The 15078-nt window shown below is 64.7% G+C and carries 13 protein-coding genes; 6 read left to right on the top strand and 7 right to left on the bottom strand.

Annotation, left to right across the window (positions count from 1 at the left end; translation table 11 throughout):
• Positions 1–42 precede the first annotated feature (42 nt).
• The 3 genes from C8348_RS04790 to C8348_RS04780 form a co-directional block, all read right to left on the bottom strand.
• Entirely contained in the window at positions 43–807 is a 765-nt protein-coding gene (locus C8348_RS04790) for an MBL fold metallo-hydrolase (protein ID WP_341871588.1), read from the bottom strand.
• 72 nt (positions 808–879) lie between these two features.
• Positions 880–1338 (bottom strand): cyclic nucleotide-binding domain-containing protein, encoded by a 459-nt coding sequence (locus tag C8348_RS04785; protein WP_106752145.1) that lies wholly within the window; start codon positions 1336–1338, stop codon positions 880–882.
• Positions 1339–1370: 32 nt separating this feature from the next.
• The gene (locus C8348_RS04780; protein WP_106752144.1) at positions 1371–3989 is read right to left on the bottom strand and encodes an ATP-binding cassette domain-containing protein; all 2619 of its coding nucleotides are present in this window, start codon (positions 3987–3989) and stop codon (positions 1371–1373) included.
• A 185-nt stretch (positions 3990–4174) separates the two neighbouring features.
• Here C8348_RS04780 and C8348_RS04775 point away from each other — a divergent pair, with 185 nt between their 5' ends.
• From C8348_RS04775 to C8348_RS04755, 5 genes are read left to right on the top strand one after another with little or no spacing between them, the layout of a single operon-like run.
• Positions 4175–5389, top strand: coding sequence for a glycosyltransferase family protein (locus C8348_RS04775; protein ID WP_106752143.1), 1215 nt, complete (start codon positions 4175–4177; stop codon positions 5387–5389).
• Between the two features lie 16 nt (positions 5390–5405).
• Entirely contained in the window at positions 5406–6626 is a 1221-nt protein-coding gene (locus C8348_RS04770; protein ID WP_106752421.1) for a glycosyltransferase family 4 protein, read from the top strand.
• Positions 6623–7753: a glycosyltransferase family 4 protein gene (locus C8348_RS04765; protein WP_208983553.1), complete on the top strand. Its 1131-nt coding sequence runs from the start codon at positions 6623–6625 to the stop codon at positions 7751–7753. Before C8348_RS04770 ends, C8348_RS04765 begins: the two co-directional genes overlap by 4 nt.
• Positions 7750–8904, top strand: a complete 1155-nt coding sequence (locus C8348_RS04760; protein ID WP_106752141.1) for a glycosyltransferase family protein — start codon at positions 7750–7752, stop codon at positions 8902–8904. Before C8348_RS04765 ends, C8348_RS04760 begins: the two co-directional genes overlap by 4 nt.
• A complete protein-coding gene (locus C8348_RS04755; protein ID WP_106752140.1) occupies positions 8901–9674 on the top strand; it encodes a polysaccharide deacetylase family protein in 774 nt (257 codons plus the stop codon). Before C8348_RS04760 ends, C8348_RS04755 begins: the two co-directional genes overlap by 4 nt.
• Here the strand turns inward: C8348_RS04755 and C8348_RS04750 are convergent.
• The 4 genes from C8348_RS04750 to C8348_RS04735 all read right to left on the bottom strand — a co-directional run bounded on the left by C8348_RS04750 (position 9671) and on the right by C8348_RS04735 (position 13638).
• The gene (locus C8348_RS04750; protein WP_106752139.1) at positions 9671–11293 is read right to left on the bottom strand and encodes an MBL fold metallo-hydrolase RNA specificity domain-containing protein; all 1623 of its coding nucleotides are present in this window, start codon (positions 11291–11293) and stop codon (positions 9671–9673) included. The genes C8348_RS04755 and C8348_RS04750 overlap by 4 nt on opposite strands.
• A 126-nt stretch (positions 11294–11419) precedes the next feature.
• Positions 11420–11908, bottom strand: a complete 489-nt coding sequence (locus C8348_RS04745; RefSeq protein WP_106752138.1) for a Fur family transcriptional regulator — start codon at positions 11906–11908, stop codon at positions 11420–11422.
• Positions 11909–11924: 16 nt separating this feature from the next.
• The gene (locus C8348_RS04740) at positions 11925–12749 is read right to left on the bottom strand and encodes a metal ABC transporter permease (RefSeq protein WP_106752137.1); all 825 of its coding nucleotides are present in this window, start codon (positions 12747–12749) and stop codon (positions 11925–11927) included.
• Positions 12739–13638 carry an ATP-binding cassette domain-containing protein gene (locus tag C8348_RS04735; protein ID WP_198646934.1) on the bottom strand — a complete coding sequence of 300 codons (900 nt, stop codon included), beginning with the start codon at positions 13636–13638 and terminating at the stop codon, positions 12739–12741. Before C8348_RS04735 ends, C8348_RS04740 begins: the two co-directional genes overlap by 11 nt.
• A 106-nt stretch (positions 13639–13744) precedes the next feature.
• Here C8348_RS04735 and znuA point away from each other — a divergent pair, with 106 nt between their 5' ends.
• Complete coding sequence (gene znuA / locus C8348_RS04730) at positions 13745–14791, top strand: zinc ABC transporter substrate-binding protein ZnuA (RefSeq protein ID WP_106752136.1); 1047 nt, start codon at positions 13745–13747, stop codon at positions 14789–14791.
• Positions 14792–15078: the final 287 nt, after the last annotated feature.

Genomic DNA, 15078 nt, shown 5'->3' with positions numbered 1-15078 from the left:
GTCTTGAAAGGTGAACCAGCGTTATCGAAATCAGCGGCACACCTAGGGCCGCAGGATCATGCCCTCGCTGGCCACCAACGTCCCCGGGTGGGCGGCCTCTGCTGCCATGCCGATCTCGTCGAGTTCATCGTCGCTGCGGCGGGGATCATGGTGGAACAGCACGGGCGTGCGAACCCCGGCCCGTGTGGCCAGTTCGACCGCCTTCTGCCAGGTCGAATGCCCCCAGCCACGATAAGTCTCGTATTCGGCATCGGTGAACATCGCGTCATAGATCATCACCTCGGCGCCTGCGACGAAGTCGATCAGCGCCGCGTCGATTTCCGGATCGCCGTGTTCATGGTCGGTGATGATGCATATCGAGCGACCACCATATGTGAAGCGATAGCCACAGGCACCACCGGGATGATTCAGGCGAATCGTCCGGATCGACAGTCCATCACTGCGGTCAATCGCGCTGCCGGCCTTGAATGTGCGGAAGGTCACGGCCTTCAGCGTGGTTGCAGCAACCGGGAAGATCGGCGGCGACATGATGCGGCAAATGATGTCGACCAGATCGGTCTCATCGAGAAAATGTCCGGCCCAGGCGTTGATCGTGAAGCGCGGGTCATAGGCTGGCTTGAAGAACGGCAGGCCGCAGATATGGTCGAGATGGGTGTGGGTGAACAGCAGATCGAAGTGCCGCGGCCCCTCTGACACCAGCAAGCCCCCGAGGTTGCGCGCACCCGAACCGCAATCGACCAGAACCAGGGCGTCACCGGCCCGGATCTCAAAGCAGGTCGTCTCGCCGCCATAGCGCAGAGTGTCCACGCCTGGTGTCGGTGTCGATCCGCGCACGCCCCAGCACCGGAGCCAGAAATCATCCGCCAAAAGGCCTCTCCCTCATGCGTCCGCCCCGCCGGACCGGGCAGTAGCCAGATCACGCGTGGTGCGCTCGAGACGCTGCGCCAGAGTGCGCATCACTTCCAAAGACATATCCGGAAATTCTTTCAGAAGTTTCAGGAAATCATCCTTGGTCACTGTGAGCACATCCATATCGGTTCTGGCAACCAGCGTCGCGGTGCGCGGCACATCGCACAGGATCGCAATCTCGCCGACGATCGAATGCTCGCGCACGGTCGCAACCGAACGGTCGCCATCGCGGGTGTGGACGCGGACATCGGCTTCGCCCTTCAGGATGATGAAGGCGGTGTCGCCCTCCTCCCCCTGTTCGCACAGATGTTCGCCGGTCTGGTACTGCATGCGGTCACTGATGAACGCCAGCAGCCGCAGCTTGGTTTCATCGATCCCGCGAAACAGCGGCACTTTCCGCAAGGCGTCGACTTCAACTTCCAGAGACACGATATCCTCCTGATGTCCGCAGCCGGACCGGCTTACTGCTGGTCTTTTTGCCCGGCCGCCGGGTCAACCCCGTCCACCCGGACGACACGACCCTGATCCAATTCAACACTATGCTCGAACTCTCCGGCAACGTTCAAATGCGGTGTTCCGAACAGCACGGTACGCCCTTCGAGAAGGATCATGAGACGGCGACGCAGCGCCATGTCATCATCCCCGCTGCCAGCGGCAACATCGTCCAGAATTGTGACAGCAGCATTCTTCAGCAGCGCGCGCACAAGAGCCAGCTTGCGCCGCTGGTGCGCGGACAGCTTCGAACCGCTGACACCGACATGGTATCCGAAGCCGGTGAAGATGATCGGCTCACGCAGTTCCTCTTCCTCGACAACGGTCCGGATGACGGCATCGATGCGCTGACGGGCATCCCGCCGGTCGACGCGGGCGCGACCGAACAGGAGATTGTCCTCGATATGCAGCGGCGGCAGGTAGGCATCCGGATCAACCGGCGTGTAGGCAGGGTTGCCGTCGACCACCTGCTTGCGGAAGTCCGCCCGCGCCGCAATGATACGGGCGCGCATGGCGTCGTCCAGCACACCGAGGCGGTGACGCGCCGGGATCAGCTTGAAGGCGAGCGCGATCAGCCGTTCCCTGTCGGCCTCGGACAGGCCCACCTTCTGATTGGCTGACTTGGCCTGCCTGACGATCCGGTCAAACTCCGGCAGGTCGTCCTGCGTGATGAAGGAATAGGTCCCCAGCAGCCCGGAATCGCTGGAAATATTGGCGAAGAGTTCCACCATCGTCTCGGCGATCTTGAGACCGATGGCCTGGAGATCTGCGTTGAGGCCCGTGCGGCTCAGGAAAGCGAGGACCGCCGGCTGTCCCGGCATCAGGTCCATGGTCACGGCCGGGTCGGTCGGCACCGCGAAGAAGAGGTTTTCGGCCAGGGTAGCGCTTTGATTGAAGGCATTCGCGTCCCACATTTCGACAAGGCCGGCGAGCTTTGGATCCGAAGCAATCCGGTCCGCGAGCTTGCGGCGCACTGCCAGGATCCTGTCGGCAAACCGGTCGTCCATCGAGGGATCAAAGCGGGACTGCAAGCCAAGACGGTAGATGTCTGCATCAAGCCCGACGACGGTCAGGAGTTGCAGCGCCAGTTCGTCCAGTTCCTCCCTGGATGCTGCCCCGGCAGCCCCCAGATCTTCCCAGATCGCTTGAATGTCAAAGGTCGGATTGCGGGTTTCGCGGGCCTCGCGCAAGGCACGCTTGCGTTCATCTGCCGCCGATCCGGTGCGTTCAACGTCACTCATCGGCCGATGGCGCAGACCGTAGTACAGGTTATCGCGAATGGTCCCGGTCCAGACATGCACCGAGGACCCGACATAGGCGATCTCGCGGCCCAGGGTGGATTCTGTCAAGCGCTCCAGATCGTGCCCGGCAATCTCCACCCGGCCAGCGGTAGGGCTGAGCAGACCGGCAGCCAATTGCAGGATCTCGGCGCGCCCGGACCCGTCTGGCCCGACAACCGCCACCGCCGTTGCCTTGCGGACATGGAGTGACGCACTGAACACCTCCTGACCGGCAACACCGCCGGTGAAGCTCACTCCGTTCAGAACCACGTCACCATCCAGCGAGACGCGCTCGTCACCGGTGAGGCGTTCAACCGGATAGATGTCCGCCGGATCGAAGTTCTCGACCACAGTCTGGTATTTCACATTCACATCGGCGACGAGCTGATAGTAGTCCAGCAGTTCCTTCCAGGGCCCGGCAAGATCCTTGTAGGCAGCAATGACTGCCAGCAAGGCACCAATGCTGAGACTTCCCTCGATCACAAGATAGCCACCGATCATGTAGAAAAAGAACGGCGTCAGCTGATTGAGGAAATTATTCAGGAATTTGATGAAATACTTCCGGTTGTATATCTCATAACGAATCTTGAAGTTGGAATAGAGGCGATCTGCCACGTCGGCCGAGTGCCAGGCCGAGGCGTCGTTGGCGTGAATTTCCGGAACTGCGCTGATCGCCTCGCCGACCTTGTCGGAAACGATGCGGATGTTCTTCACCCGCTCGCGCGATAACAGCACAACCTTCCGCTGCAGTTTCGGAATGATATAGGCTTGGACAGGATAGGAACTGATTGCGGCAAGACCCAGCAGCGGATCCTGCATGAAGATGAAGCCGAGCTGCACGACCAGCAACCCGCCCTGATAGGCCGGCAGGGCGAAGGCTTCACCGATAAAACCACCGACATCCTCGACCTCGGCCGTGATCATCGGGATGATCTCGCCGGAACTTACTTTACGAAAATGCGGCAGCCGGAACCGCAGCACGCGCTGGAACAGCTCGAAGCGCAAACGCCGCAACATGCGCTCGCCAAGCCGGCCCTTGTAGACATTGATGCCAAGCTTGATGCCGTTGCTGACGATCACCAGTGTCAGAAACGCGACGCAGAGCAGAAACAGATAAGAGATCTGGTCAAACTCGAAACCGAAGATGACCCGGGGAAACCCGTCTCCCTGGACCGCGTCATTGACGATCAGCTTCGGCAGCTCAAGCAGGATGTAACTGACCGGATAAGACAGGACAGTTACGAACAGGATCAGGAGTTGCTGGCGGGCGCTGAACCTCCAGATGAAGCGAAAGAGGCTTTTTTCCATATCCCGGTCCAGTCAGGCACTTTTTGCCATCGCAGTAGTGGTAAGACGTTGCGTATTAACTCGCAACGCCGGATGTGCCATAGAGAGGGGATAGACGGTCGGGAAGGCCGCAAATTTATCAAGGTTTGGGTGTTGCCCCGAGGCAGGTTCCTCGTGACACGACCCAGGGGCAGCAACGGGGCAACATGCGATCCGAATCGCCGCGCATCCTGATTTACAGCCACGACTCCTTCGGGCTCGGTCATCTTCGGCGCTGCCGCGCGATCGCTCAGGCGCTCGTCGGTTCCTTCGACACCCTTTCGGTCCTGATTCTGTCAGGTTCTCCGATCATCGGTAGTTTCGAGTTCCGCTCGCGCGTGGATTTTGTGCGTATTCCCGGCGTCATCAAGCTGCGCGACGGGGAATATACCTCGCTGTCGCTGCATCTCAACATCGACCATACGCTGGAAATCCGCTCCTCGATCATCGAGCACACGGCACAGGTGTTCGAGCCGGACATCTTCATCGTCGACAAGGAGCCGCTTGGCTTGCGCGGTGAAGTCCTGCCGACGCTGGAGCAGCTCAAGAAGGCCGGAACACGGCTGATCCTCGGCCTGCGCGACGTTCTCGATGATCCGCAAGTGCTGCAGCAGGAGTGGGACCGCAAGAACGTCCGCCCGGCGCTTGAGGAACTCTACGACGAGATCTGGGTCTATGGGCCGGAAGGCATGTGCAATCCGCTGGCAGGCATCGATCTGCCGCAGAGCGTGCATGACAAGCTGCTGTACACAGGTTTCCTGCGCCGTGAAATGCCCAAGGGCGCTAGGCTCAGCGAACCGCTGCCCTTCGGCGAGGAGCCTTTCATTCTGGTGACGCCCGGTGGCGGCGGCGACGGGGTGGAAATGGTCGACTGGGTCATGCGGGCATACGAATCCCATGCCAAGCCGCTGTTTCCGGCACTGATCGTTTTGGGGCCGTTCATGCCGGCCGCATCGGTGAGCGAATTCATGACCCGCGCCGAGCATCTGCGGGATGTCCACATCATGCGCTTCACGCCGCAGATGGAGCCCTATCTGCAGGCAGCCACCGCCATTGTCGGCATGGGTGGCTACAACACCTTCTGCGAGATCCTGTCCTTCGACAAGCCGACCCTGCTAGTGCCACGCGTCATTCCGCGCCGCGAGCAGGCCATCCGCGCGGACCGGGCGGCCGAGACCGGCCTTCTGACCGTGCTGCCGATCGAGCAGTATCCGGATCCCGACCAGATGCTTGATGCCTTGTCGGCGCTGCCGCATGCGGCCCCGCCCTCGGCTGCTGGTATCGACAACCTGCTCGGTGGCCTTGATGTCATCGAAAAGCGGGTCGGGCAGATCCTGTCGGCGCCGGACCGGTCGCGTGTCCTTCGACGCGCCGGGCTTTGAAGGAACTGCGCGCGCCATGTCCCGCATTGCCGTTGTCGTCAAAGGCTATCCGCGCCTGTCGGAGACCTTCATTGCCCAGGAAATTCTCGGGCTGCAGAAGCGCTGCATCGGCCAGCTGATCGTTGCCCTGCGCCAGCCCTACGACCCCTATATCCACGACCTGCACCGGCAGATCACGGCCGATGTGCTCTACCTGCCCGAATACCTGAAGGACGACCCGAAGCGGGTGGCGCGAGCGCGCCGCTGGGCCGAAAAGCAGCCGAACTATGCTGCCGCCCGGGCACTGTTCGAAGCCGATCTGGCCCATGAGAACAACATCGGCCGGCATCGCCGCTGGGGTCAGGCCTGTGTCTTCGCGCATGAGCTGCCCGAGGATGTGACCTGGATCCACACCCACTATCTGCACACGCCCTGCTCGGTCGCCCGCTATGCGGCACATCTGTCGGGCCGCCGCTGGTCCTTCTCGGCCCATGCCAAGGACATCTGGACCAGCCCTGAGTGGGATCTGCGCACGAAGCTGGATGATGCGGCCTGGGGTGTCACCTGCACGCGGACCAATGTCGACTACCTGCGCAGCCTCAGCGCCGAGCCGGACAAGGTCGAACTCGTCTACCATGGCCTCGATTTCTCGCCGTTCCCCGCACCGGCAGCTCCGGAGGAGAAGCGCGACGGAACGGGCTCGCCGGTGCGGCTCGTGTCGGTCGGCAGGGCGGTCGAGAAGAAGGGCTATGACGACCTTCTGAAAGCGCTCGCGCGCCTGCCTGCGGGTCTAAACTGGCAGTTCATCCATATCGGCGGCGGCGAGCTGTCGAACCGTCTCAAGGACATGGCCGGCAAGCTCGGCATCAGCGACCGCATCGTCTGGCGCGGGGCGCAGCCGCGCGAGGCGGTGATCGAGACCTGCCGCCGCGCCGATCTCTTCATCCTGCCATCAAAGCTGGCGAAAAGCGGTGACCGCGACGGGCTGCCGAACGTGCTGATGGAGGCGCAGTCCATGGGCCTGTGCTGCCTTTCGACGCGCGTGTCGGCCATCCCGGAGCTGATCGACGACCAGCAGACAGGCGTCCTCGTCGAGCCCGGCAATCCGCAGGCACTGTCCGATGCCATGGCAGAGCTAATCGGCAATCCCGACCGCCGCATCGCGCTTGGGCTGGCGGCGGCGGCCAAAGTGCGGCGCGACTTCTCGACAGAGCCCGGCATCGACCGGCTTGCCGCCAAGTTCCGGCCCGTGCTGTGAGTGGCCTCAGGATCGCCTTCACCGCCCCGATGAAGCCGCTGGACGATCCGCGTCCGTCCGGTGACAGGACCTTTGCGCGGCTGATCGTGCGCGCGCTTGAATCCGCCGGCCACAGTGTCCGCATTGCCTCGCGCTTTGCCTCGTGGCGCCAGGCGGGGAGCGAACTGCCCGAGGCCAAGGCGGCAGCGCTGGCCGAGGCGGCACGGGTCGAGGCAGAGTGGCGGGCGGAGGGCTACCTGCCGGACGTCTTCCTGAGCTATCACCTCTATCACAAGGCGCCAGACTGGATCGGGCCGGCCCTGTCGAACGCCTTCGACATGCCTTATGCCGTGATCGAAGCGAGCCGCGCGCCCAAGCGGGCAACGGGCGAATGGGCCTTCGGATTTGCCGCTGCAGACGCCGCTCTGGGCAGAGCCGATGCCGTTGGGGCCATTCACCGGGCCGACATGGGCTGCCTTGCGGCCGCGCTGCCCTCGGATCGGCTTTATCTTTTGCTCCCTTTCCTGGATGCAGCGCCGTTCCAGGCGCAGCACCGGATTCAACCGGATGCGAGCAGCACAGCAGCTGTGCGCCTGCTGGCCGTCGGCATGATGCGGCATGGCGACAAGGAGCGCTCCTATCGGGTGCTGGCCGAGGCGTTGCGCCACGTGTCGGCTTTTGACTGGCATCTCACCATCGTCGGCGACGGCCCCGCGCGGGCGGAGATCGAGGCGCTGTTTCCGCCGCACCGCTGCAGCTTCCTGGGGGCGCTGCACCCCGAGGAACTGCCGGCGGTCTATGCGGATCATGACCTCTTCGTCTGGCCGGCAATCCGCGAGGCCTTCGGCTTCGTGTTTCTTGAGGCGCAGGCCAGCGGCTTGCCGGTTGTCGGCGGGGCGACGTTCGGCGTTCCGGACGTGGTTGCGGACGGGGTGACCGGTCTGCTCGCGCCGGAAGGCGACGTCGAAGGCTTCGCAGCCGCCCTGCAGCGCCTTCTTTCGGATGCCGACCTGCGCCTGCAGATGGGCGTCGCCGCCAGCCGCCACATCCGCGAACGGCACACGCTGGAGGCTGGAGCCGCAAGGGTGACGGCCTTTCTGGACGCGGCCATCGCCACCCGCAGCAAGGCCGGAGCGCGCGCCTCATGACCCGTCGTGCCTTCATCCATGTGCAGCATCTGCTGGGCACCGGTCATGCAGTGCGGGCGGTGGCCATCGGCAAGGCGCTCGCCCGCGAGGGCGTCGCGGTGCGGCTTGCGACCGGCAACCTGCTGCCGCCGACGCTGGACACCTCGGGTCTTGAGGTGATCGCGCTGCCGCCGGTGCGCGCCCTAGACGCCAGCTTCCGCACGCTCGTGTCGCCGGACGGCAGCCCCCTGCCCGCCGGCTTCGAGGAAACACGGCGGCAGGCGTTGCTGGCGGCCTTCCTGACTGAACCCGTCGACCTGCTCCTCACCGAGACCTACCCTTTCGGACGGCGGCAATTTGCCCATGAGCTGGAGCCGCTGCTGGAGACGGCCCGCGCGCTGCCAAGGCGGCCGCTGATCGCCGCCTCGATCCGCGACATCCTCGTGCGCAAGAAGGATCCCGCCAAGGAAGCCTGGATGGCAGAGCGGGCGCTCGCCCACTATGACCGGGTGCTGGTGCATTCCGATCCCGCCTTCACGCGGCTTGAGGACAGTTTCCCCTTTGCCGACCGGGTCGCGCATCTGGTGCGCTACACCGGCTATGTCGGTGGCGGGGCACGGCCGGAACCGCCGGCCGGTGACGGCGCGGACGAGGTGATTGTCTCCTGCGGTGGCGGCGCGGTGGCGCGGGCCCTGCTTGAGGCCGCCCTTGGCGCGCGGGAACTTTCGCAGCAGGCCGGCGACTGCCGCTGGCGGCTGCTGGTCGGCCACGACCTCCCGGATCCAGAGTTTTCAGCGCTTGCTGCTGCCGCCTCCGCAGGAGTTCTGGTGGAGCGGGCGCGGCGCGATTTCCCGGGCCTCTTGCCCCGCGCGCGCCTGTCGGTGAGCCAGGCCGGCTACAACACCGTGCTCGACGTGCTGGCTGCCGGGGTTCGGGCGGTGCTGGTGCCCTTTGCCCAGGGCGACGAGACCGAGCAGACGCAGCGCGCCGAGGCGCTGGCCCGCCATGGCCGGGCGGTCATGGTGCCGGAAGCCGGACTGACTGCACAGGGCCTGGCCGCCGCCGTCGATGCCGCCCTGTCGCGGCCCGTCGCACAAGCCGATGTTGCCATGAACGGCGCTGCCGAAAGCGCCCGCCAGCTCCTGACCGATCTTGAGGAGATCCGCCGGTGACGTCCGAACTTGCCGCCTTTCGCGCGCATCTCATCGCCCATCTCGACTGGTTCGCCGAGCGCGGCACCCAGGTTCGCTTCTGGTGGCGCGACGATGACGCCATCGCGCCGACGCCGGCGCTGGAGCGGCTGCTTGCTGCGGCCAACGCCCACGACGTCGATGTCGGGCTGGCCGTGATCCCGAAGACCGCGACTGAGGCCCTCGCCGACCGGCTGCGCAACGAGCCCCATGCCGTCGTGCTGCAGCATGGCTGGCAGCATCTCAACCACCAGCGCAAGGACCTGGGGGAAAAGGCAGCCGAGTTCGGCGACCGCCGCGCGCCGGGCGACGCCTTTGCCGAGCTGGTGGCCGGGCGCGAAAGGCTCGAGGCCCTGTTCCCGGCGGCCTTCGTGCCCGCCTTCGTGCCGCCCTGGAACCGGATCGCCCCGCCGGTCGCTCGCCAGCTGGCGGAGGCAGGGCTGAAGGGCCTGTCGACCTTCACCTGGGAGACCCTGATCCCGGCGCAGGTGCAGACGCATCTCGACATCATCAAGTGGAAGAAGGACCGCCGCTTCATTGGCTGGGCATCAGTGAGCGAGCGGCTGGAGCTGCAGTTCCTGCGCCGCCGCAACACCGGCGGCGAGCCGCTCGGCATCCTGACCCATCACCTCGACCACGATGCGGGCTGCGAGGCCTTCGTCGAGGAATTCCTTGCCATCGCCGCCCACCACCCGGGCGCGGCCTGGCCACGCATCGCCGATCTCTTTGCCGAGGTGGCTGCCGCCGCCTAACCAGCCTTTTCCTCATCCAACGCCCGCCTGAGGCGGCGCAGGAGGACCGAGCGGCTCTTCTCGTCCGCCGCGCCTTCAAGGGCCGACTGGATGTCGAGGAGCAGCTGCGGATAGTCGGCGCTCCAGTCGCGCCGCTCGGCAATGCCGGCCTCCGCGCGCGGCGGCGGACCGTCGCGCCGGAGCACCGCCCTGCCCGGCATCAGGTCGTAGATAGCATCCAGCGCCGGCACGACCACATGGCCATCGGCAAAGCCCTTTGCCACCAGGCTCTCGCAGAGCGCCAGCGCCTGGCTTTCCTCGCCGTGGGTCAGGAACAGGCTGCCATGCACCGGCCGCCGCTCGAGGATCCATTCGATCAGGTCGCTGCGGGCGGCATGGCCGGAGTAGATGTCGACCGAGCGGATGTCGGCGCGCACGGTAATCTCCTCACCCATCAGGCGCACGTTGCGCTGGCCTTCCAGCAGCTGCGCGCCCAGCGTGCCCGGCGCCTGATAGCCGACCAGAAGTACCGTTGTTGCCGGCTTCCAGAGACGGTTCTTCAGGTGATGCCGGATGCGGCCGGCATCGCACATGCCGCTGGCTGCGATGATGATCGCGCCGCTGGCAATCCGGTTCAGCGCCTTGCTGTCCTCCACGCTCTCGCACAGGCTGATCCAGCGGTTGTCGAGCAAATGCGGATGCGTGCTCAACTGCTCGAGATCCGCCGCGTGCCGGTTGAAGACCTCGGTCGCGGCGATGGCCAGCGGAGAGTCCAGGAAGATCGGCACATGGCCAATGCTGCCGCTTTCCATCAGGCGCATCAGGTCGACGATCAGCTCCTGCGTGCGCTCGACGGCAAAAGCCGGGATCAGCAGCACGCCGCCCCGGTCCAGCGCATGGCGCACCTCGCCGGCGAGAACCAAAAGGCGCTGCTCTTCAGTGATCTGCGGCCGCTCGCGCCCGCCATAGGTGGATTCGCAGATGAGATGATCCACCCCGCTCACCGCATCCGGATCCGGATGGAACGCCTTGTTGTCCGGGCCGATGTCGCCGGAGAACAGGAGCCGCATCGGCGATGCGGACGGATCAAGGCTGTCGTCCACATGGGCGACCGCGATCTCCAGTTCGACGGAGGCCGAGCCGAGGATATGCCCGGCATTCCAGAACCGCGCCCGCACACCCGGCAACACGTCAAGCCAGATGTCATAGTCATGGGCGGCAAACATCGCCTGGCATGCGATGGCGTCGGTCTGGCTGTAGATCGGGGTCACAGTGTCCTTGCCGCGCCTGAGGTTGCGCCGGTTGAGGTTCTCGACCTCCGTTTCCTGGATGTGGCCGCTGTCCGGCAGCATGAAGGTGAGGAGATCGCGGGTGCCTTCGGTCATGTGCACCGGCCCGCGATAGCCGGCCTTCCAGAGCTTCGGGATCAGCCCCGCATGATCGATGTGGGCATGGGTGAGGATCACCGCGTCGAGGCTGTCGGCGGCAAAGGGAAAGGGCCGGTAGTTCAGCTCCTTCACGGCCTTGGAGCCCTGGAACAGGCCACAATCGATGAGAAGGCGCTGCCCGGCGATGTCCAGCAGGTAGGAAGAGCCCGTCACCATGCGGGCTGCGCCACAGAAGGTCAGTCGAACCGCCATTGCTCCCTCCTCATTTCGTTGGAAGGCGAGCATAGCCGCTTGTCGGCCCGTGACCAGCGGCAAGGCACGGAAAGGGACGTCAAGTCGCAAGGATGCGGATCGCGTTACGGCAGGCTGCGTGCCGGTTCAGACGGCCGCCTGGCAGCTGCGGCAGGTGCCGCGCAGCTCGATGGTGGTCTTGGCCAGGGCAAAACCATTGTTGCCGGCCCAGCCCTTGAGCTGGCGCGTGATCGCCGCATCGGCAAATTCGCTGACAGAACCGCAGGCCTCGCAGATGGCAAAGGCCATGGTCTCGTGGTCGACGCATTGCGGATGGCTGCAGGCGACGAAGGCGTTGAGGCTCTCCAGCCGGTGCACCATGCCGAACTCGACCAGCTTTTCCAGCGCCCGATAGACCTGCAGCGGGGCGCGGAAGCCGTCGTCGCGCAGTTGGTCGAGGATCGTGTAGGCCGTGAGCGGCCCACCGGCCCGCGACAGGGCGCCGTAGACCAGCGTCTGGTTGCGCGTCAGTTTGGCCGGTGCGCTGCCATGGTCATGCGTGTGATCGTGACCATGGTCATGGTCAGGGGCATCGTCATGACCGGAGGCCGCGTGATCATGCGAGTGCTCAGCCATGTCCTCGTTCCTCTGTTCAGGCGTCCTTGCCAATGCGCCGCAGGAGACTTCCGATCCCTGTCGCGACCGGCGTCAGGCTTACACCGAAAAGCAGCATTGCCGCCACCACGATGGAGGGCCCTGAGGGTGTATCGAATTCCAGCGAGCCGAACAGGCCGGCCAGCACGGCCACCGCTCCCGCAATGGCCGCCAGCACGGCCATCTGCTCCGGACCCGTCGCCAACCGCCGGGCAGTGGCTGCCGGGATGATCAGCAGCGCGGTGATGAGCAACACGCCGACGATCTTCATCGCGATGGCGATGACGGTGGCCATCAGCACCATGAAGATCAGGTTGGCACGGGCCGGTTTCAACCCCTCGGCTTCGGCCAGATCCGCACTGACGGTCGCGGCAAACAACGGCTGCCAGATCATCGCCAGCACGCCAAGGACCGCCGCCCCACCGCCATAGATGAGACCAATGTCCAGCCGCGACACAGACAGGATGTCACCGAACAGGAAGCCCATCAGGTCCATCCGCACCCAGGTCATGAAGGCGAGACAGACAAGGCCGAGTGCCAGCGAGGAATGGGCGAGCAGCCCGAGCAGCGCGTCGGACGACAGCCCGCCCCGCTTCTGCAAGGCCAGCAGCAGCAGCGAGATGATCGTGCAGACGGCAAAGACCGCCAGCGTGATGTTGATTTCCAGCAGGAACGCCAGTGCCACGCCGAGCAGGGCTGCATGGGAGAGCGTGTCGCCGAAATAGGCCATGCGACGCCAGACAATGAAGCAGCCCAGCGGCCCGGCAACGAGGGCCACCCCCACTCCAGCCAGGATCGCACGCAGGAAGAAATCATCGAGCATCCGTGGTCTCCCCGCGCCGTGCCGGGTGGTCATGACCGTGGTGGTGGTCATGATGATCGTGGTCATGGTGATGGCCATGATCATGCGCATGATCGTGATGGTGCCCGTCGCCCGGATGGCAATGGTCCGTCACCGAACCATCCTGATGCCGGACGCGCCCATCGGGCAGATGCTCGTGGTCGTGGCTGTGCTCATAGACCGCCAGCGCACCGGCCGCGCGCGGGCCGAACAGGTCGCGGTAGGCCGCTGACCGCGCGACGCTGACCGGCGTGCCACGGCAGCAGACATGCCCGTTGAGGCAAACCACCTGGTCGGTGGCCGCCATCACCACGTGCAGGTCATGCGAGATCATCAGGATGCCGCAGCCGATCTCGTCACGCACCGCCTTGATCAGGTCGTAGAGGACAATCTCGCCATTGAAGTCGACACCCTGGACCGGTTCGTCCAGCACAAGGAGATCCGGTTTGCGAGCGATGGCGCGGGCAATCAGCACACGCTGCATCTCGCCGCCGGAAAGGTTGCGCATCTCTGACTTGCCCAGGTGCTCGACGCCCGTCATGCGCAGCGCCGCCCGGCTGTCCGCTTCAGCGAGCGGGCCGGTCAGCCGCATGAAACGAGCGACGGTCAGGGGCAGGGTCCAGTCGATCGCAAGCTTTTGCGGAACGTAGCCGACCCGCAGGCCGTCCAGGCGATCGGCAGATCCCTCGGTCAGCTTCAGGATGCCCAGCGCCATCTTGGCCGTGGTGGATTTGCCTGAGCCATTAGGTCCGATCAGCGTGACGATTTCGCCCGGAGAGACCGAGAGATCAACGCCGCGCACAAGCCAGCGCTCGTCCTTGAAGACGCCTGCGCCGGTCAGGCGAACAAGAGATTTCGGGGATGTTGGCAACGCGCGATTCCTGATCCCGCAAAACAGCGGATTGCCTTTGCTTATGTCACACGTTATAGGGTAACGCAATTCTTGTTATAACATTACAACTCTGAAGGAGTGTCAGATGACCCGTGCGCCCTCCCCCGCAACCGTGCGCCGCAACCGGCCGTTCCGTTCCCTCGCAGCGTTGCTGACGACGACTGCCGTCTTGTTGCCTTTCTCTGGCCTGCAGGCGGCAGCGGCCCCCAAGGTGGTCGCGTCGATCAAGCCGGTTCACTCCCTCGTTGCCGCCGTGATGCAGGGCGTTGGCGAACCGGACATCATCGTCGATGGCGCCGCCTCGCCGCACACCTTCGCCCTGAAGCCGTCCACGGCCCGGGTGCTGGCTGGCGCGGATCTGGTGTTCTGGGTAGGTCCGGAACTGGAAGCGTTCCTCGAAAAGCCGATCAAGACCCTCGGCGAAAAGGCCGAAGTGGTGGAGCTGTCGCAGGCACATGACCTGACCCTCCTTCCGGTGCGCGAAGGCGGCGACTTTGACGAACATGACCATGGCGAGGGCGGCCATGCCCACGGCAGCAAAGATGCAAAAGCCGGGCATGATCACGGGCACAACCATAGCCATAGCCATAGCCATGACCATGGACACGCGCACGGCGCGTTCGACGCCCACCTGTGGCTCGATCCGGCCAATGCCCGCGCGATGGTGCACGAGATCGAAGAACACCTGACCGAGGCCGATCCGGCCAACGCAGCGACGTACAAGGCCAATGCCGAAGCGCTCACCGCACGGCTGACCGCGCTCGAGGCAGAGCTGACAAAGGAGCTGGAGCCGGTCAAGGGCAAGCCCTTCATCGTTTTCCACGATGCCTACCAGTATTTCGAGAAGCGCTTCGGCATCCAGGCCGCCGGTTCGATCACGCTGAGCCCTGAAGTCATGCCCGGTGCAGAGCGGGTCAGCGAACTGCGCAGCAAGATCACATCGCTGAAGGCGGGCTGCGTCTTCTCCGAACCGCAGTTCGAACCGAAGCTGGTCGGCATGCTGATCGAAGGCACGTCCGTCGGCACCGGCGTCCTCGATCCCCTCGGCGCCTCATTGCCGAATGGCCCTGGCCTCTATGAGCAGCTCCTGCGCGACATGGCCGGGTCGTTGAAGGGGTGTCTGGCGAAGTAGGCGCTCCTGAACCACCGCCGCCCGGCGTCAGGCCAGGCGGTGGCGGGTGGCATGACACCCGCGCGCCATCCCCCGCTCCGTGTCACCCCGGCCGAGCAACGCGAGAGCCGGGGCCCACTCGCTTCCGGAGCGGTGCGGCGAGCGCCGCAGCGCTGCGATAGGCATCCAAACTTCGCCGCAGCCTGTGGTGCCACCGTGCCAAACTCCGCTGCTCTGCAAACGAGTGGGCCCCGGGTCTGCGCTACGCTGCGCCCGGGGTGACATCGTTGGACTTCCCGACGTCAACG

Origin of the sequence: Pannonibacter carbonis (assembly GCF_003012935.1) — a bacterium.
GTDB lineage: Bacteria > Pseudomonadota > Alphaproteobacteria > Rhizobiales > Stappiaceae > Pannonibacter > Pannonibacter carbonis.
Note: the sequence above shows the minus strand (reverse complement) of the source record. Positions and strands in the feature narration are given on the sequence as shown.

Bases quoted from the DNA above. Each gene is read 5' to 3' on its own strand.
- C8348_RS04760 (WP_106752141.1), top strand. From the start codon at position 7,750: ATGACCCGTCGTGCCTTCATCCATGTGCAGCATCTGCTGGGCACCGGT.
- C8348_RS04745 (WP_106752138.1), bottom strand. From the start codon at position 11,908: ATGGCTGAGCACTCGCATGATCACGCGGCCTCCGGTCATGACGATGCC.
- C8348_RS04750 (WP_106752139.1), bottom strand. From the start codon at position 11,293: ATGGCGGTTCGACTGACCTTCTGTGGCGCAGCCCGCATGGTGACGGGC.
- C8348_RS04770 (WP_106752421.1), top strand. From the start codon at position 5,406: ATGTCCCGCATTGCCGTTGTCGTCAAAGGCTATCCGCGCCTGTCGGAG.
- C8348_RS04775 (WP_106752143.1), top strand. From the start codon at position 4,175: ATGCGATCCGAATCGCCGCGCATCCTGATTTACAGCCACGACTCCTTC.
- C8348_RS04780 (WP_106752144.1), bottom strand. From the start codon at position 3,989: ATGGAAAAAAGCCTCTTTCGCTTCATCTGGAGGTTCAGCGCCCGCCAG.
- znuA (WP_106752136.1), top strand. From the start codon at position 13,745: ATGACCCGTGCGCCCTCCCCCGCAACCGTGCGCCGCAACCGGCCGTTC.
- C8348_RS04740 (WP_106752137.1), bottom strand. From the start codon at position 12,749: ATGCTCGATGATTTCTTCCTGCGTGCGATCCTGGCTGGAGTGGGGGTG.